General features: G+C 70.8%; 15 protein-coding genes. 8 read left to right on the top strand and 7 right to left on the bottom strand.

The window, feature by feature from the left end; genetic code table 11:
• The first annotated feature begins 167 nt into the window (after positions 1 to 167).
• A complete protein-coding gene (locus ABZ883_RS23995) occupies positions 168 to 809 on the top strand; it encodes a class I SAM-dependent methyltransferase (protein WP_360909265.1) in 642 nt (213 codons plus the stop codon).
• A 17-nt stretch (positions 810 to 826) separates the two neighbouring features.
• Here the strand turns inward: ABZ883_RS23995 and ABZ883_RS23990 are convergent, their stop codons facing one another.
• The 5 genes from ABZ883_RS23990 to ABZ883_RS23970 form a co-directional block, all read right to left on the bottom strand.
• A complete protein-coding gene (locus tag ABZ883_RS23990) occupies positions 827 to 1,711 on the bottom strand; it encodes an oxidoreductase (protein WP_360909591.1) in 885 nt (294 codons plus the stop codon).
• A gap of 29 nt (positions 1,712 to 1,740) precedes the next feature.
• Positions 1,741 to 2,091, bottom strand: coding sequence for a nuclear transport factor 2 family protein (locus ABZ883_RS23985; RefSeq protein WP_360909263.1), 351 nt, complete (start codon positions 2,089 to 2,091; stop codon positions 1,741 to 1,743).
• Between the two features lie 126 nt (positions 2,092 to 2,217).
• Positions 2,218 to 2,976 carry a DUF2071 domain-containing protein gene (locus ABZ883_RS23980; RefSeq protein WP_360909261.1) on the bottom strand — a complete coding sequence of 253 codons (759 nt, stop codon included), beginning with the start codon at positions 2,974 to 2,976 and terminating at the stop codon, positions 2,218 to 2,220.
• Between the two features lie 43 nt (positions 2,977 to 3,019).
• Complete coding sequence (locus ABZ883_RS23975; RefSeq protein WP_360909259.1) at positions 3,020 to 3,592, bottom strand: hypothetical protein; 573 nt, start codon at positions 3,590 to 3,592, stop codon at positions 3,020 to 3,022.
• A 146-nt stretch (positions 3,593 to 3,738) separates the two neighbouring features.
• Positions 3,739 to 4,572, bottom strand: coding sequence for a class II fructose-bisphosphate aldolase (locus tag ABZ883_RS23970; RefSeq protein WP_360909257.1), 834 nt, complete (start codon positions 4,570 to 4,572; stop codon positions 3,739 to 3,741).
• 76 nt (positions 4,573 to 4,648) lie between these two features.
• Here ABZ883_RS23970 and ABZ883_RS23965 point away from each other — a divergent pair, with 76 nt between their 5' ends.
• The 6 genes from ABZ883_RS23965 (at position 4,649) to ABZ883_RS23940 (ending at position 9,993) form a co-directional block, all read left to right on the top strand.
• Positions 4,649 to 5,437, top strand: a complete 789-nt coding sequence (locus tag ABZ883_RS23965) for a DeoR/GlpR family DNA-binding transcription regulator (protein ID WP_360909255.1) — start codon at positions 4,649 to 4,651, stop codon at positions 5,435 to 5,437.
• Between the two features lie 202 nt (positions 5,438 to 5,639).
• A complete protein-coding gene (locus ABZ883_RS23960; protein WP_360909252.1) occupies positions 5,640 to 6,539 on the top strand; it encodes a sugar isomerase in 900 nt (299 codons plus the stop codon).
• Positions 6,540 to 7,472: 933 nt separating this feature from the next.
• Entirely contained in the window at positions 7,473 to 7,901 is a 429-nt protein-coding gene (locus tag ABZ883_RS23955) for a hypothetical protein (protein WP_360909250.1), read from the top strand.
• Entirely contained in the window at positions 7,895 to 8,140 is a 246-nt protein-coding gene (locus tag ABZ883_RS23950) for a helix-turn-helix transcriptional regulator (protein WP_360909248.1), read from the top strand. Before ABZ883_RS23955 ends, ABZ883_RS23950 begins: the two co-directional genes overlap by 7 nt.
• The gene (locus ABZ883_RS23945; protein ID WP_360909246.1) at positions 8,137 to 9,114 is read left to right on the top strand and encodes an NAD(P)-dependent alcohol dehydrogenase; all 978 of its coding nucleotides are present in this window, start codon (positions 8,137 to 8,139) and stop codon (positions 9,112 to 9,114) included. Before ABZ883_RS23950 ends, ABZ883_RS23945 begins: the two co-directional genes overlap by 4 nt.
• 129 nt (positions 9,115 to 9,243) lie before the next feature.
• Positions 9,244 to 9,993: a GNAT family N-acetyltransferase gene (locus tag ABZ883_RS23940; protein WP_360909244.1), complete on the top strand. Its 750-nt coding sequence runs from the start codon at positions 9,244 to 9,246 to the stop codon at positions 9,991 to 9,993.
• A 21-nt stretch (positions 9,994 to 10,014) separates the two neighbouring features.
• Here ABZ883_RS23940 and ABZ883_RS23935 read toward each other — a convergent pair whose 3' ends face one another.
• On the bottom strand, positions 10,015 to 11,304 hold the full coding sequence (locus ABZ883_RS23935) for a GAF domain-containing protein (protein ID WP_360909242.1): 1,290 nt from the start codon (positions 11,302 to 11,304) through the stop codon (positions 10,015 to 10,017).
• A gap of 171 nt (positions 11,305 to 11,475) precedes the next feature.
• Here ABZ883_RS23935 and ABZ883_RS23930 point away from each other — a divergent pair, with 171 nt between their 5' ends.
• Positions 11,476 to 12,999, top strand: a complete 1,524-nt coding sequence (locus ABZ883_RS23930; RefSeq protein WP_360909240.1) for an aldehyde dehydrogenase family protein — start codon at positions 11,476 to 11,478, stop codon at positions 12,997 to 12,999.
• Between the two features lie 347 nt (positions 13,000 to 13,346).
• On the opposite strand, the gene ABZ883_RS23925 is transcribed toward ABZ883_RS23930, so the two are convergent.
• On the bottom strand, positions 13,347 to 16,619 hold the full coding sequence (locus ABZ883_RS23925) for a class I SAM-dependent DNA methyltransferase (RefSeq protein ID WP_360909238.1): 3,273 nt from the start codon (positions 16,617 to 16,619) through the stop codon (positions 13,347 to 13,349).
• Positions 16,620 to 16,647: the final 28 nt, after the last annotated feature.

Below are 16,647 nucleotides of genomic sequence, written 5' to 3'. Positions count from 1 at the left end.
CATCGGCCGCGCGGCACGCGGGCGCCCCTCCGGGCCCCGTCCGCACGGCGATGTTGCCGAACCGGCAAGGAATCTTGTCCGGCGGCGCCGGCCGGGAGCATCGTCGGACCGAGGCGGCGCCCGTGACGGCGCCGCGCCGCGCACGTGTGAAGGGACCCGATCCACCGATGACCGACGACATCGCCTCGCAGGAGGACTACTGGGACGACCGCTACGCCTCGACCGAGCGCGTGTGGAGCGGCAATCCCAATGACGTCCTGGTCCGCGAGACCTCCGACCTGACGCCGGGCACCGCCCTCGACCTGGGCTGCGGCGAGGGCGGCGACGTGATCTGGCTGGCCCGGCGCGGCTGGCGCGTCACCGCCGTGGACATCTCCGGTGTCGCGCTGCGGCGCGCGGCGGGGCACGCGGCCGACGCGGGGGTCGGCGAGCTGGTCACCTGGGAGCGCCACGACCTCGGCGAGTCCTTCCCCGAGGGTTCCTTCGACCTGGTCGCCGCCCACTTCCTGCACACCGTCGGCTACATGCCCCGCGAGCGCATCCTGCGTTCCGCCGCGGCCGCCGTCGCCGCCGGGGGCGTCCTGCTCGTCACCGGACACGGCGGTTTCCCCGCCTGGGAGCACAATCACCACCCGGAGGTGCACTTCCCCACCCCCGACGAGGTCCTTCGGGATCTCGAACTGGCCGAGGGCGAATGGGAAGTGCTGCTGTGCGAGGAGCACGACCGCGTGCAGAACGACCCGGAGGGACGTCCCACGACGCGCCGGGACAACGTGGTCAAGGTGCGGCGCCTGCCCGTGGCCGGCTGACGGCCCGGGGCGGCCGGTCACGCCCCGGCGGACCGGCCGCCGGCGGCGAGCAGGGACAGGTCGTCGGCGTCGAGGACGATCGAGGCGGCCGCCATGTTCTCCTCCAGGTGGGCGAGGGAGGCCGTGCCGGGGATCTGGACGATCGAGGGGGAGCGGGCCGGCCCCCAGGCCACGGCGATCTGGAACGGGGTCGCACCGTGCCGTTCGGCCACCTTGGCGAGGGCGTCGCCGTCGAGCGGGGAGTGGCCGCCGCCGAGGGCGAAGAACGGCATGTAGGCGATGTCCACGGTCGCGCAGAAGTCCACCAAATCGCCGTCGCGCTGGTCCAGGACGCCGAACTGGTTCTGCACCGCCGCGACCGGCGCGACGGTCCGTGCCTCGTCCAGCTGAGCACGCGTCACATTGCTGACGCCCAGGTGCCGTACGAGCCCTTCCTCCCGCAAGTCGGCCAGCACGGCGAAGCGTTCGGCGAGCGAGTCGGCCCGGTCCGTGCCGAGGCGGCCGACCCGCAGGTAGACCAGGTCCAGGACGTCGACGCCGAGTTCCCTCAGGTTCTCCTCGACCAGGCCGCGCAACTGCCCGGGTTCCGCCTCCCCGGCCATCAGCCCGTTCGCGTCGCGCAGCGGGCCCACCTTGGTGGCGATGGTGACACCGGCCGGGTACGGGTGGAGGGCTTCGCGCAGGATCTCGTTGGCCCGGTTGCCGCCGGAGAAGTAGAAGGCCGCGGTGTCGATGTGGAGTGCGCCGAGTTCGACGGCCCGGCGCGCGACGGCCACCGACACCGCCCGGTCGGCGGCGGGTCCGTTCCACCGGCCGGGCAGCTGCATCGCGCCGAAGCCCAGGCGCGGGACGGTGGTCGTCCCGTCGAGGGCGAGGGTCGAGGTGGGGGAGGGCGGTTCCATCGGTGCACTGGTCATGGGGGAAGCATGACTCACGGCGCGATGTCGAGGCGCTCGATCAGGCCGTCCCGGAGCGCGAAGCGGTAGCGCAGGTCGACCACGCCGCCCGGGAAGTCGCCCTCCAGGTGGTGGGTCACGACGTAGTGCCCGGCGTCGGCGCGCTCGGCGGCGGTCAGTTCGGTCGTGTAGGTGTACTCGCTCGCCGCCTGGTCGAGCCACTGCTCGATCGCGGTGCGGCCCTCGTAGGTCCTGCCGTCGTCGGTCACGGTGGCGTCGGGGGTGAAGGCGCCGATCGCCGTCGCGGTGTCGCGGGCCACGTGGGCCCGCAGGTAGCGCGTGACGGTGCCGGGCAGGTCGGCGGGGGTGATGGACTGAGCGGTCATGGTGCCGTTCCTCGGGGTGCGGTGCGCAAGCGGCTGCTAAATCGGAAGCAAGTGGCTTCGACATTAGCAGCAACTCGGTGGCCGTGGTCAACCGCGGATCGGCGGGCGGCGGCCGACGGGCTCGGCTCAGGGGGTCGGGATACCGGCCGGACGGGCGGGGCGCCCGAAGCGGACGGGGACGCCGGCGGAGTACAGGACGCTGACCGGCGGCCCCGCGGTGGTGGTCGCGGGCAGCCCCGCGGCGGCGACGAGGTTCTCCTCGCAGACCAGGAGCTCGGCGCGGTGCAGCGGCCAGCGCGGATGGGTGTTGGGCAGGTACAGGGGCCGCTCGAAGAACGTGTTGTGCAGACCCCAGCGCGCCGTGAGGAAGTGCTCCAGCTCGCTCGGCTCGGCTACGGGCTCGCCCACCCGCACGGTGATCCGCGCGTACGCCCCGCCCGCCCCGGGCCCGCGCCGCCGGCTGGTGTAGCTGAGGGTGTCGCCGTCGCGGCAGATGTCCATGCGCGCCCACTGGTACGGCAGCCGGAACGCGGCCCGCGCCACCGCGACCGGGATCAGCCGGGACGCGTCGAGCGAACGGAAGACCACCCCGCGCCGGCCGTGCTCGTCCACCGAGTACAGGCGGACATTGGTCTCCGGGAAAGTGCCCAGGTACGGGACGCCGGGGAGCCGGAACCAGCCGACACGGTGCATCCGGAAGGCCACCAGCCCGACGTAGGTGACCCCGCCGAGGGTGTCCGGCACGGTGCCGGCCGGCAGGAGGGGTGCCACGTCGGCGGGATCGGCGGCCCAGTGCAGGAACGCCAGGTCGAGCCACGACTGCGTCAGCAGCGGATTCGCCGTGGCGCCGGGCGGGTCGGCCGTTATCGGTTCCGGGGCGAGCACACAGCCAGCATCGCAGAGCCGGGCAGGGCCCGGCGGGAACCTGTCAGACCTCGACCGGTGGGGCACCTGCCGCCTGGAGGCGGGCCTGGACGCGGGCGGGGTAGTGGGAGGTGAAGACGGCGGGCCCGGCCAGGCCGGCCACATGGGCGGCGATGCCGGCCCAGCCCGGGGCGCCGGTCAGGTGGCAGACCGTCAGCGCGGCGCAGATGAAGGTGAAGCCGGCCCCCCAGGCCGTCGTGACGACGTTGTTGACCGCGATGAAGCCGGGCAGTTCCCAGTACTCGCGCGGGGTCTGGCGGCGTGCGATGCCCAGGGTGAAGGGGTGGCGGACGGCGAGGCTGCCCCAGGCGGTCAGTGCGAGCCAGGCGAAGGAGAGCGCGTCGTCGTACGTCTTCAGCGACGAGTCGGGGGAGGAGAAGGCGACCGTTCCGACGACGGCGAAGAACAGGATGCTGCTGAGCTCCAGGATCATCGCGTCGGGCGCGACGCCCCGGCGGCGGTCCTGCGCGAACAGCGCCAGGCCTGTGACGAGACCCGCCACGGCGCCCCAGCGCCAGTCGAAGGAGGAGATGACGCCGGACGCGATCCACGGGATGAAGCCGCGCAGGTAACCCACGGTAGGTCTCCAGGTTCACGGAGTGCGCCGCCCCTCGGCGGCGCGACATGTCATGATTGACATGTCGAAGCTAGAGGAGTCGTGTCCGACCTGTCAATGTTGGAATGTGCGGCGAAGGTGTCCCGTCACGAGCGGGGCGGGCCGGCTCAGCCCAGGACGCGCAGGGCCCGCTCCACCGCCGCCGCCATGTCCGTACGCGCGGGCGCGAGATAGCGGCGCGGATCCACGGTGGCGCCGTCCGCCGCGAGGAAACCGCGGATCGCCCCGGTGAAGGCGATGTTGAGTGCGGTACCGATGTTGATCTTGGCCATCCCGCCCGCGACGGCACGCCGCAGCTCGTCCTCGGGCACACCGGTCGAGCCGTGCAGCACGAGCGGGACGGCGACCGCCGCACGCAGGAGCGCGATCAGGTCGTGGTCGAGCCGCGCGGTCCGGGTGGTCATCGCGTGGGAGCTGCCGACGGCCACGGCGAGCGCGTCGACCCCGGTCGCCGCCACGTAGGCGCGGGCGCCGTCGGGGTGGGTGCGGGCACCGGGGGCGTGGACGCCGTCCTTGCCCCCGATCTCGCCGAGTTCGGCCTCCAGCCACAGGCCCGCGCCGTGCGCCCACTGCGCGGCGGCGCGGGTGGCGGCCACGTTCTGCTCGTGCGGCAGCGCCGAGGCGTCGTACATGACCGAGCCGAAACCGCAGTCGGCGGCCTGCCGCAGCAGCGCGTCGTCGGTGACGTGGTCCAGGTGCAGGGCGACGGGCACGCGCGCGGACTCGGCCACCGCCGCGGTCGCCCTCGCTATCGGCGCGAGCGCGCCGCCGTGGAAGCGCACAGCGTTCTCGCTGATCTGGCAGATGACCGGACGCCCCGCCGCCTCCGCCCCGGCGACGATCGCCTCCGCGTGCTCCAGGGTGATGACGTTGAAGGCTCCCGCGGCGCGGCCCTCGGCGCGGGCGGAGCGGACGAGTGCGGCGGTCCCGATCAGCGGCATGGGCTCGTTGTTCCTCTCGACGGGGCGATGGCCTGTGGTTTCATGGCCGCCAGGTCCGGCGACAAGGGGCGAGACGATGGCGGCACCGCAGGCCCGATGGAGCGCGCTGCTGGAGATGCTGACCCGCGACGGACGCATCGAGGTGGAGGCCGCGGCCGCCGAACTCGCCGTCTCCGCCGCCACGATCCGGCGCGACCTGGACGAGCTGGCACGCCAGAACATGGTCACGCGCACCCATGGCGGCGCCACGATCAACGCCATCGCCTACGACCTGCCGCTGCGCTACAAGTCCGCCCGCCGCGCCGCCGAGAAGGAGCGCATCGCACGCGCCGCCGCGGCCCTGGTGAGGCCCGGCGCCGTCGTGGGCCTGAACGGCGGCACCACGACGACGGCGGTCGCCCGCGCGCTGGCCGAACGGGGCGACCTGGCGGCGGACGCGGGCGAGCCGACGCTGACCGTGGTCACCAACGCGCTGAACATCGCGGCCGAGTTGGCCGTGCGCCGGCATGTGAAGCTCGTCGTCACCGGCGGGGTGGCCCGCCCGGCCTCGTACGAGCTGATCGGCCCCCTCGCCGCCGACCTGCTCGCGCAGATCACGCTCGACGTGGTCTTCCTCGGCGTCGACGCCCTGGACGTCGCGCACGGCGCCACCGCCCGCCACGAGGGCGAGGCGGGCGTCAACCGCGAGCTGGCCCGGCGCGCCGAGCGCGTGGTGGTCGTCGCGGACGCCTCGAAGCTCGGCCGGCGGGCGTTCGCACGGATCTGCCCGGTCGAGGACGTGCACGTCCTGGTGACGGACGGGGACGCTCCCGACGCGCTCACCGAGCCCTTCGCGGCGGCCGGTGTGGAGATCGTCCGCGCCTGAGCGCGTGCCGCGTCGGCCGTCGTCCACGCGGAGCGTCACCACCTTCCGCCGTGCGCGTTTATGCGCGAACATTGCAAGAGTCGAGCAGTTTCGCTCATCATGCTGGATCGGGCGGGCAGCATGTCAAGACCGGCGCAACCACCACCCGTACTGGCCTCAACTGCACGAGCGGCAGCGGTTCACAGCGAGCGGACGGAGTCCCATGAGCCAGACCGAGATCGAGATCGCGACCCAACCCGACTGCTGGCGCCGGGCCGTCGCCCTGGCCGCCGACGCGAACGCCCCCTGGCGCGCCGCGATGCCGGGCCCCGGCGAGCGCGTGGCGGTGGTCGGATGCGGCACCTCCTGGTTCATGGCCCACGCCTACGCCGAACTGCGCGAGTCCGCGGGCCTGGGCGAGACGGACGCCTTCGCCGCCTCCGAGATGCCCGCCGGACGCGCCTACGACCGGGTGCTCGCCCTGACCCGTTCCGGCACCACGACCGAAGTGCTCGACGTGCTCCACCGCCTGCGCGGCGTGACGCCCACCGTCGCCGTCACCGCCGACCCGGCCACCCCCGTCATGGAACTCGCCGACGCGGCCGTGGTCCTGAACTTCGCCGACGAGGCGTCGGTGGTGCAGACGCGCTTCGCCACCACCGAACTCGTGCTCCTGCGGGCACTGCTCGGGGAGGACCTGGGCGGGCTGGCCGCGCAGGGCGAGTCGGCGCTCGCCGACCCGCTGCCGGACGAACTGCTGGGGGCGGAGCAGTTCACGTTCCTCGGCAGGGGGTGGGCGTACGGAGTGGCCCAGGAGGCCGCCCTCAAGATGCGCGAGGCGGCGGGCGCCTGGACCGAGGCGTACCCCGTCATGGAGTACCGCCACGGCCCGATCAGCATCACCGGACCCGGCCGCGTCGCCTGGTGGTTCGGCGACCCGGCCGACCTGCCGCCGGGCCTGCCGCAGGAGATCGCCGCGACCGGCGGCCGCCTCGTCGCGGCCGGCCGCGACCCGCTCGCCGACCTCGTCGTCGTCCAGCGCCTCGCGGCCGCCCTGGGAGCCGCCCGAGGCCTCGACCCGGACTCCCCGCGCCACCTCACCCGTTCCGTGATCCTCACGTGACGGCCCTTCGGGCCGCGCGGTCCGGCGCCGGCCCGGTGCGCCGTCCGTGGATCGCGAGGCCCGGACGCCGGTAGCGCGGCGCGCCTTCGTCGGAGGGCCTGCGGCACGTGACGCCGGTGCCGGCGCCGCAGTGCGGCGTGTGCCGGAGCGGTGCCGATGCCGCGCCGGCGGCGGGCGTGCGGGAAGAGTTCGGCGGTTGCCCACCGGCCGGCCGGCGGCCCTCCGCTGCGCGCGGCGGTCGCCGCCTCGTGCTCGGCTCCCAGGGCCTCGGCGGTGGCCGCCTGTGCTGTGAGCGTGGCCTTTGTGCCGGCGTTCAGGGCGTTGCCTGCACCGTGACGCCCGCCGTGCCTCCAACTCGCGTTCGGTCGTCGCCGCCTCCGCAACCGCGCTGAACGTGTTGGCGATCAGGGCGTCGCCCGTGTCCGCCACGCCCCCTCGACGGCGGCCCGGGGGCGGCGAGGTCCGCGAACGCGGTGGGAGTCGGCGCCTGCCGCACCCTCAACTCGCGTTCGGCCCAAGGGGCCCCGGCTGCTTCGGTCGGCAACGCGGTCGTTGTGACGGCGCGTTCAGGGCGTCGCCCGTGTCCGTGACGGTCCGGCGACGGGGAGTCGGCGCCTGCGGTACCTTCAGCTCGCGTTCGGCTGTGGCCGCTTCCCCCCGGGAACGTGGCCCTCGCAACGGCGTTGAACGTGTTGGCACTACGGGCGTCGCCCGCGTCCGGCACGGCCCGCCGACGGCGGCGCGAGGGCTGCAGGGTCCGCGCCACGCGTCGGCGCATGCCGTACCTCCAACTTGCGTTCGGCCGCCGCCTCGTGCCGGGCGCTCAGGGCGTCGCCCGCCTCCGTGAGGACACCGAGGTCAAAAATCCTTGACATGGGGTCAAGGGTGTTTGACACTCGTCGGTGTCAGGTTTTCTTTACATGGGGGGCTGTGATGGCCGTAGAGGAAAAACGCGCCTGGATCATGGTCGTGGTCACCATCGCGTCGTACGCCGCGTATCTGACCGTCGTCCTCGGCCGGGCGGGAGGCGCGTCGCCGGCCGGCGCGCCCTACGTGGCCGCGCTGGTGTGGTCGGTGGGCGCCGCGATCGCGGCGTCGGTCCTGCTGCACATAGCGGTGTCGGTGACGTCCGCCCGGGAAGGGCGCGTCAAGGACCAGCGCGATCGGGAGATCCACCGCTTCGGGGAGTACGTCGGCCACTCGTTCGTCGTCGCCGGCGCGGTGGCCGGACTTGTGCTGGCGATGGCCGGGTCGGACCGGTTCTGGATCGCCAACGCGATATACCTCGCCTTCGTCCTGTCGGCGGTCGTGGGATCGGCGGCGAAGATCGTCTCCTACCGGCTGGGCTTCCACCCGTGGTGAGGCCGACCAGGGTCACCAACGAGATCCGGGCCCTGCGCTTCGCCAAGGGCGAGATGACCCAGGCCGAACTTGCCCGGCGCATCGGCGTGACCCGGCAGACCGTCATCGCCATCGAGCAGGGCCGCTACTCGCCGTCCCTGGAGATGGCCTTCCAGATCGCCCACGTCTTCGGCGTGCCGCTCGACGCCGTGTTCCAGTACCCCGAGTCCGCCCCCGAGCAGCCCGAGGAGCCCCGGTGAAGGCCGTTGTCCAGGACACTTACGGACCCCCGTCCGTCCTTCGGGTCGAGGAGACCGACCGGCCCGTCCCCGGTCCGGGTGAGGTGCTCGTACGCGTCCATGCCGCCGGCGTCGACCAGGGCGTCTGGCACCTCATGGCCGGCATGCCCTACCTCCTGCGCGGCCTCGGCTTCGGGCTGCGGGCGCCCCGCAACCGGGTGCGCGGCACGGACCTCGCGGGTCGGGTCGAGGCCGTCGGCGCCGGGGTGACGCGCTTCGCCCCGGGCGACGAGGTGTACGGCAGCGGGGCCGGCACGTTCGCCGAGTACGCCCGCGCCGAGGCGGCGCACCTCGCGCCCAAGCCGCGCCGCCTCGGCTTCGAGGAGGCGGCGGCCGTCCCCGTCTCCGCGTGCACGGCGCTCCAGGCCCTGCGCGACACCGGGCGCCTGCGGGCCGGACAGCACGTCCTCGTGATCGGCGCGTCCGGCGGCGTCGGCTCGTATGCCGTGCAACTGGCCAAGGCGCTCGGCGCCGCGCATGTCACCGGTGTGTGCGGTACGGCGAAGACCGCGTTCGTCCGCTCCCTCGGCGCCGACGAGGTGGTCGACCACACCCGGGACGACCCCACTGACGGGACCCGCCGGTACGACCTCGTCCTCGACATCGCGGGCAACCGGCGGCTCTCCCGGCTGCGCCGCGCCCTCACCCCGGAGGGCACCCTCGTCATCGTCGGCGGTGAGCACGGCGGCCGCTGGACGGGGGGCATCGGCAGGCAACTGCGTGGGCTGCTGCTGTCGTCCGTGGTCCGGCACCGGATACGCACCCTGGTGGCGACGCAGCCGGCAGCCGATCTCGAGGGCCTTGCGGAGTTTGTCGACGCGGGTGCGGTCACTCCTGCTGTCGACCACGTGTATCCGTCTCTGGCGGACGTCCCCGAGGCGGTCCGCCGGCTGCGTGCGGGGGAGGTGCGGGGCAAGCTCGTGCTGCGGGTGTGAGGGCGCGCCCGGCGGGCGCGGGGGCGGGCCGTAGGGTGGAAACGCTCGTCAGGGCAGGAAGGGAAGCGGCTCCGTGGCCGTTGCACCCAGTGGCCCGCACCACCCCACGGATCGGAGACCCGCCCCGCCATGTCGACCAGCGTCCACCCCGCCCATCCGTCCGACCCCGGCACGGAACCGCTCGCCACCGGTGCGCCGCACCCCCTGGACAACCCCGCGTGGGCCTCGCTGACCGGCGCGCACGCGCGGTTCGCCGAGCGGCACGGCCGGGCCGCCCGCTACCCCGGCGACATGTCGCCGTTCGCCGCCGTCGAGGACCAGGCCGACCCGGCGGCCTGGGCGGATCTGGCCGCGCTGCTCGGCCCGGGCGGGACCGCGCTCGTGACGGGCTCGCCGGTGGTGCCCGAGGACTGGCAGATCCTGGACGGCGGCGAGGCGGTGCAACTCGTCGGCACCGACCTGGCGGTCGCGCACGATCCGCACGCCGTACGGCTGGGCAGCGGCGACGTCCCCGAGGTCATGGACCTCATCGACCGCACGAAGCCCGGCCCCTTCATGCCGCGCACCATCGAGTTCGGCACTTACCTCGGGCTGCGGGAGAACGGGCGCCTGATCGCCATGGCCGGCGAGCGCATGCGCCCGGCGGGCGGTACGGAGATCAGCGCCGTCTGCACCGACCCGGACCACCGCGGGCGCGGCCTGGCGAGCCGGCTGATCCGCGCGGTCGGCGCGGTCATCGCGGACCGCGGGGAGCTGCCCTTCCTGCACGCGGCGGGCAACAACGCCAATGCCATCAGGCTGTACGAGTCCATGGGCTTCACGCTCCGCCGCCGCCCGCTCTTCCTCCTGGTCAGGGCGCCGGGCGACGCCAGCGCGTGACGCCGGCCGGGGCCGCGCCGCTCAAGCCCGCTCCAGCAGCGCCCGCAGCGTCAGCCGACGCGGCGACCCCTGCGGGAGGGCGTTGATCGCGGCCTGCAGCATCTCGGCGTCGACGTGGTTCTCCGGGCGCTCCAGCCAGGCGAGCAGCAGCCGCGCGTCGCCCCGGTGCCGCAGCGCGCGGCGCATCTCGCAGTCGAGTTCGTCGCGCGCCTCGGCGACCGCGGGCGCGGCCGACCCCGGCAGCAGCGGCCCCGGGTAGCCGGCGAGCGCCTCGCGGTACGCCCCGCGGGCCAGCAGCGTGTGCACCTGCGCGGCGTCGGTGGAGGTGGGCAGCAGCAGCCGGTAGGGGCGCGAGCCGAGCACGTGCGGGCCCAGCAGGCGCCGCAGCCGCGACATCTCGGCGCGCACGGTGACGCGGGCCGCCTCGTGCTCGTGCAGCCGTACGGCGAGCGCGTCCGCGCCGAGCCCGCGCGGGTGCAGGGCGAGGACGAACACGATCTCGGAGTGGCGGGGGCTCAACTCGGTGCTGCCGTACGGCGAGACGAACCGCGCGCGGTCGCGCGACAGCACCTCCAGCCGGCACGCCGGTGCGGGGGCGGACGATCCCGGAACCGCCCCCGGGATCGCTCCGCGCAGCCGCAGCACCCGCAACTCCGCCTCCGCAGCCGCGACCGTCGCCCGCACCAGCGCGAGCGCGTGCGGGGCCGCGATGTGGTCGCCGCCGGTCAGGTCGAGCACGCCGATGACCCGGCCGGTGTCGGGGTCCCGCACCGGCGCCGCCGAGCAGCTCCAGGGATGCACCGGGCGCACGAAGTGCTCTCCCGCGTAGATCTGCAAGGGGCGGCCGAGCGCGAGTGCCGTGCCGGGCGCGTTCGTACCGGCGGCCTCCTCGGCCCACACGGCACCCTCGACGAAGCCGATCCGCTCCGCGCGTGCCGCCAGGCCCGGCGCCCCCTCGACCCACAGCAGGCGGCCGTGCTCGTCGCCGACGGCCACCAGTTCGTTGCTCTCCTGCGCCGACTCGACCAGCAGCCGGCGGACCACGGGCAGCACGGCCGCCAGCGGGTGGCTCTCGCGGTAGGCCCGCAGCTCCGGCCCCGCGAGGGCGGGGACGCTGGGCCCCGCGACCTCCGGGTCGACCCCGCGGCTGCGCGAGCGCTGCCACGAGTCCCGCACCACGTCGCGCACGGGCCGCGGCGCTCTCCCGGTGCTGAGGAACTCCTCGTGGGCACGCGCCACGTCCCGGCGCAGCAACTGCGGGTCGGTCCCGGGTGGCCAGGCCGTGTACGAGGCCGCGTACGAGGCAGTCATGAGCGCCCCTGGGTCGGGGGTGGGCCGGCGCCCGGCGGCACCGGCCGGCTGCTGCCGAGTGTAGTTCCGCAGGTACGCCGTGTCGCAACCCTCCTGCAACCTTCCGCGTTCTACGGTCCCCCCACCGCCGTCCGCAACGGAGCGGGCGGCCCATCCATGGGAGGCCGCCCCATGACCCGCTACGCCAACCCCGGTGCCGAGGGCTCCGTCGTCAGCTTCCAGCCCCGCTACGACCACTGGATCGGCGGCGAGTACGTCCCACCCGCGCGCGGGCAGTACTTCGAGAACCCGACGCCCGTCACCGGACAGCCCTTCACCGAGATCGCCCGCGGCACCGCCGAGGACGTCGAGCGGGCCCTGGACGCCGCGCACGCGGCGGCACCGGCGTGGGGCCGCACCTCGGCCGGCGACCGCGCGAACATCCTCAACCGGATCGCCGACCGCATGGAGCAGCACCTGGAGGAACTGGCCGTCGCCGAGAGCTGGGAGAACGGCAAGCCGGTCCGCGAGACGCTGGCCGCCGACATCCCGCTGGCCATCGACCACTTCCGCTACTTCGCGGGCGCCGTCCGGGCCCAGGAGGGCAGCCTCGCCGAACTCGACGACGACACCGTCGCGTACCACTTCCACGAGCCGCTGGGCGTCGTCGCCCAGATCATCCCGTGGAACTTCCCCATCCTGATGGCGACCTGGAAGCTCGCCCCGGCCCTGGCCGCCGGCAACGCCGTCGTCATCAAGCCCGCCGAGCAGACGCCGGCCTCCATCCACGTGTGGATGAGCCTGATCGCCGACCTCCTGCCGCCCGGTGTCGTCAACATCGTCAACGGCTTCGGCGTCGAGGCCGGCAAGCCGCTCGCGTCGAGCCCGCGCGTCGCCAAGGTCGCCTTCACCGGCGAGACCACCACCGGCCGCCTGATCATGCAGTACGCGTCGCAGAACCTGAAGCCCGTGACGCTCGAACTCGGCGGCAAGAGCCCCAACATCTTCTTCGAGGACATCTCGTCCGCCGAGGACGACTTCTACGACAAGGCGCTCGAGGGCTTCACGATGTTCGCCCTCAACCAGGGCGAGGTCTGCACCTGCCCGTCCCGCGCCCTGATCCAGCGCGGCCACTACAGCGCCTTCCTGGAGGCGGGCATCACCCGCACCGAGAAGATCGTCCAGGGCCACCCGCTGGACACCGCCACCATGATCGGCGCGCAGGCGTCCAACGACCAGCTGGAGAAGATCCTCTCCTACTTCGACATCGGCCAGCAGGAGGGCGCCAAGGTCCTCACCGGTGGCGAGCGCGCCCAGCTCGGCGGGGAACTGGCGGGCGGCTACTACGTCCAGCCCACTATCCTCGAAGGCGACAACCGCATGCGGGTCTTCCAGGAGGAGATCTTCGGCCCGGTCGTCGCCGTCACGTCGTTCAACGACTTCGACGACGCCGTCTCCATCGCCAACGACACCCTCTACGGCCTCGGCGCCGGCGTCTGGACCCGCGACGGCAACACCGCCTACCGCGCGGGCCGCGCGATCCAGGCCGGCCGGGTGTGGACCAACTGCTACCACGCCTACCCGGCGCACGCCGCCTTCGGCGGCTACAAGCAGTCCGGCATCGGGCGCGAGAACCACAAGATGATGCTGGACCACTACCAGCAGACCAAGAACCTCCTGGTCAGCTACTCGCCGAAGAAGCTCGGCTTCTTCTAAGCCGCAAATCGGTTGTCTGGAGGGAGCTCCTCCCTCCAGACAACCCAGATTCGCAGCTGCTTAAAGACTCTTCGGCGGGAGCCGCTTAATCAGTGCGGTCCCCGGACCAGTGGGACTCCAGCCTCGAATGTTCGTGAAGGCCCGTCGGTTCTGGCGATTTTGGCGGGCCGTTTCGGTGTTAGGGCTGATTGTGGGCAAGTGGTGGTCGCGTCGGGTTCCACGGCACGGTTGTGATGCTGTTCGCAGGGGGAAGCTGCTGGCCCGTCTGGAACTCACTCCCAGAGGGAGTGTACATTCACTACACCGCGATTCGGACCATGCGCCGCAACGTGGACTCGTTCATAAGCTCAGTCCGTGGGATCGCTAGGGTACGGAATTTTCAACTCGTGCTCCTCCAAGCTGCGCAGAATCGCCGTGTCGTTTGCTATCTGATTGAGCAGGAAAAGTTCCCGTGTTCGACAGTCCGGGCACAGGCTGACGATCGCCAATGGCCATAGATCCATCGGCTTACCTGGTGGAGTTCCATCGACATATAGCCTGTCGGGCCGCAGTGGATGGTCGATCGGGCGGCTAAAAGGCTCCCAGTTTGGGTGGCTCCCTCGTAGCCTCAGGCCAACGACGTGGAATGAGGAGTCATCTAGGTATTCGCAACGCTCTACCCAAAACCAGTCGGTGCTAGACAGCCAGTTAACCGAGCTGATAGCCGAGAGTACAGGCGGTTCAAGGTTTTCGACATCCTCGTCTAGTTCGTGACTCCTGCGTACCCCGTGAGCATGGTGGGAGATGTTGCGGAGGTCCTTAATGTCCTTGAGGGATAATTGGGTGATGTTATTTTCGTGGACCGCCACGAGTTCCGGTAGCTGCGGACTTGGGACGTGATCCAGAAATCTCTGAATGAGTGTGGTCCAAGTGCCGAAGGTGGCTCCTTGGCGGAACATTTTCCGTAGGGCGCTGTTGAAGCTCCCGTGATACGCAATGAGTTCACGCAGTGCAAGGATGCCTAGGATGCGAGCCGTTCCTTCGCCGAGTTTAAGCAATCCGTCCTTCCGCTCGGCTGGGTACGTGCTCACGCGGTAACGTCGCGCAAGGGCGGCTACGTGAAATGGATAGCTCGCCTCCGCACGCCACACGGGGTCGTCGAAAGGGCGGACCAATTGTCCCGCAAGGCGTGCTTCGCGGGCGACAAACCTGATAGCTTGGCGAATCTCGGCTACGCGTGTCTCAGGCCCTGTGAAGACGTTTGGCAGGATACCCTCCGTCGCCATTCGTAGTGTGTGGCGCCCTTCCTGCACCTCTGCCAGCAGTTCTTCGATATCGATGGAGGTGACCAACTCCACCGGTACAGGTGTGTCGAGCAGGTCACGGGCCTGCGGAAAAGCAGTGTTGCCCTTCCGGGAGTTGAGCCATTCGCAAAGCCCACGGCCGCTTCCCTTGGTGGGGTGCAGCACGAAGAGCCGAGTGACCGCGTCGCCGAAACCTGCCGGCAAAATACGCCAGTTACCCGAGCGCCCTACCAAGTCGCCGCCGGTGCACGGTGTCAGTTCGGAGTCATCCAGTTCCGCATCAGGCAGTTCCAAGGCTGAGTCGACAGTGTGCAGATGGGACGCTGTGAGGTGCTTTGGCGGGATTGGCTCTGCCTCGCCTCGCTGCGGGCGCCGTAGCTTGACACGCTCCGCCTCCAGGTGAGCGAAATCCCGCAGCGCCCTAAATTCCCCGTCAAGCTCCGCGACGTAGAACAGCGAGGGGCGGATCGCGCACCCGAGTCTAGTCTTCGCAGGGTCGAGCCAGGAGTCCGGAGCGTGGGGTAGCACCTCTGTCCGGAAGTATTCATGTGGGTCGTCCCGCAGCGGCAGGACGACCAGGTCACGCAACTCCAAATCAGGCTCAGTCACGCCTCGGCGCTGTTGTGCTTCTCCTTGGTCATCACGCACCCCGATCGCGTTTCGGACACTCTTTTCGAAGACGGCACCCCGTGGCCAGGTGAGTCCGACGGCGGCAGCCGCGCGCCACAGCGCCGAGAAGGCATCGGATCTCGTGGCCCAAGTAGTTCCGACGAGCTCACGCAGCGCTTTGAGTAGCTCTTCGGGGTGCTCCCCTCGCTGGATCGCCCGCAGGGAGGAAAGCTGGAGCAAAGCGTCGGTGGTGAGTTCGAAGCGAAGTCGTAACGGGCGTTCGATGACAATCTGCCGGTACAGTAGATCCTCGTTCAGCACGACGCTCACCTGGTCGCGGGGGGATGCACCGACCGGAGCCGACAGCGCCTCTTCGTAGAGTCTGACAATTGCATCGAGTTGATCTGGACCGAGATACTTCCGCTTGCTTCCTATTGACTGCCGTGTTTTTTGCCAGTTGTCCTGTGCCTTGACTAAAGCTACCCGGCCTTGATGTGCTGGCTCCTTGCGATTGCTCAGGATCCACAGGTACGTGCTGATGCCGGTGTTGTAGAAGAGTTGGTCAGGTAGGGCGACGATACCTTCGAGCCAATCATTCTCAATGATCCATCGCCGGATGTCACTCTCGCCCCCCAAGCCAGTGGCTCCGCTCTGCATGGGAGAGCCGCTGAAGAGAACGACAACGCGGCTTCCACCTTGACCGGAGGCGTCCACCGGGTTCATTTTTGCCAGCATGTGCTGCAGGAAGAGCAACGATCCGTCGCTGACGCGTGGCAGCCCCGCGTTGTAACGCCCACCCCGCGAATGCTCGGTACGGACCTGATCCTCGGCGTTTCTCCAACTAAGCCCGAACGGAGGGTGCGCCAACAGGTAATCAAAACGCTCGTTGCGGAAGAAGTCCTCCCGTAGAACATTTCCGAACCGGATCTGTGCCGGGTCGCGCCCACTCATCAGCATGTTCGAGCCGGCGACTGCCCAGGTTTCGGGGTTAATCTCCTGGCCGTGCAAGTACACATGCGCCTCGGCGTTGATGGACTCGATCCGCTCGGCCACCTCATCGAGTAGGCCGCCGGTTCCGCATGCCGGGTCGTGGACCGTGCGGAGTGTTCCGGGCAGGGCGAGTGCGTGCTGATCGGGCCGCACCAATAGCGTGGACATCAGTCGGCTTACATCGCGTGGGGTAACGTGCTCGTCTGCGCCGGTTGCGCCTGCCTGTTCAGCAGAACGCCGTGCAAGGTCCTCGAAGACGGATTTCATGTCGCGGGCAGAGAGGGAAGGGCCCAGATCCAGTGAGAGAAACCGGCTGACGACCCTGTGTAACAGTCCAGCGTGAGCCAGTCGTTCGATGGTGCGGTCGAAATCGAAGCGCCTGAACACGTCCCTGACATTCTCGGAATAGTTGTGCACGTGGTCACGCAGGAACCAATATGTCTCGCTCGGATCGGCGATGGTAGCGTCCAAGGCATAGGGACCGGTGTTGAAGAACGGGTACCCGGAGGCGCGACGGAGCACTTCATTTCGCAATGTGTCGGAATATTCGCCCTTGCTCGCCAAATTCGCCGAGGCGTTCATCACCTCCTGGCGAGTGGTGGCGAGCAGGCAATCGAGGCGCTGCAGCACTGCGAACGGCAAGACAACGCTGCCATACTCGGACGCCTTGAAGTCCCCGCGAAGAAGATCCGTGAGCGACCAGATTTGTCTGGACAACTGCGCCCGCGTATCACTCATGGTGTCCCCTCCAACTACGCGGCCCTCC

The sequence above is a fragment of the Streptomyces sp. NPDC046977 genome, assembly GCF_040644455.1.
In the GTDB taxonomy this organism is placed as follows: domain Bacteria; phylum Actinomycetota; class Actinomycetes; order Streptomycetales; family Streptomycetaceae; genus Actinacidiphila.
This window is presented reverse-complemented; position numbering and strand designations above follow the sequence as displayed.

What these genes read in the sequence shown, in the direction of transcription:
- ABZ883_RS23995 (WP_360909265.1), top strand. Translation starts at nt 168, where the DNA reads ATGACCGACGACATCGCCTCGCAGGAGGACTACTGGGACGACCGCTAC.
- ABZ883_RS23990 (WP_360909591.1), bottom strand. Translation starts at nt 1,711, where the DNA reads ATGGAACCGCCCTCCCCCACCTCGACCCTCGCCCTCGACGGGACGACC.
- ABZ883_RS23985 (WP_360909263.1), bottom strand. Translation starts at nt 2,091, where the DNA reads ATGACCGCTCAGTCCATCACCCCCGCCGACCTGCCCGGCACCGTCACG.
- ABZ883_RS23970 (WP_360909257.1), bottom strand. Translation starts at nt 4,572, where the DNA reads ATGCCGCTGATCGGGACCGCCGCACTCGTCCGCTCCGCCCGCGCCGAG.
- ABZ883_RS23965 (WP_360909255.1), top strand. Translation starts at nt 4,649, where the DNA reads ATGGCGGCACCGCAGGCCCGATGGAGCGCGCTGCTGGAGATGCTGACC.
- ABZ883_RS23960 (WP_360909252.1), top strand. Translation starts at nt 5,640, where the DNA reads ATGAGCCAGACCGAGATCGAGATCGCGACCCAACCCGACTGCTGGCGC.
- ABZ883_RS23955 (WP_360909250.1), top strand. Translation starts at nt 7,473, where the DNA reads ATGGCCGTAGAGGAAAAACGCGCCTGGATCATGGTCGTGGTCACCATC.
- ABZ883_RS23940 (WP_360909244.1), top strand. Translation starts at nt 9,244, where the DNA reads ATGTCGACCAGCGTCCACCCCGCCCATCCGTCCGACCCCGGCACGGAA.
- ABZ883_RS23935 (WP_360909242.1), bottom strand. Translation starts at nt 11,304, where the DNA reads ATGACTGCCTCGTACGCGGCCTCGTACACGGCCTGGCCACCCGGGACC.
- ABZ883_RS23930 (WP_360909240.1), top strand. Translation starts at nt 11,476, where the DNA reads ATGACCCGCTACGCCAACCCCGGTGCCGAGGGCTCCGTCGTCAGCTTC.
- ABZ883_RS23925 (WP_360909238.1), bottom strand. Translation starts at nt 16,619, where the DNA reads ATGAGTGATACGCGGGCGCAGTTGTCCAGACAAATCTGGTCGCTCACG.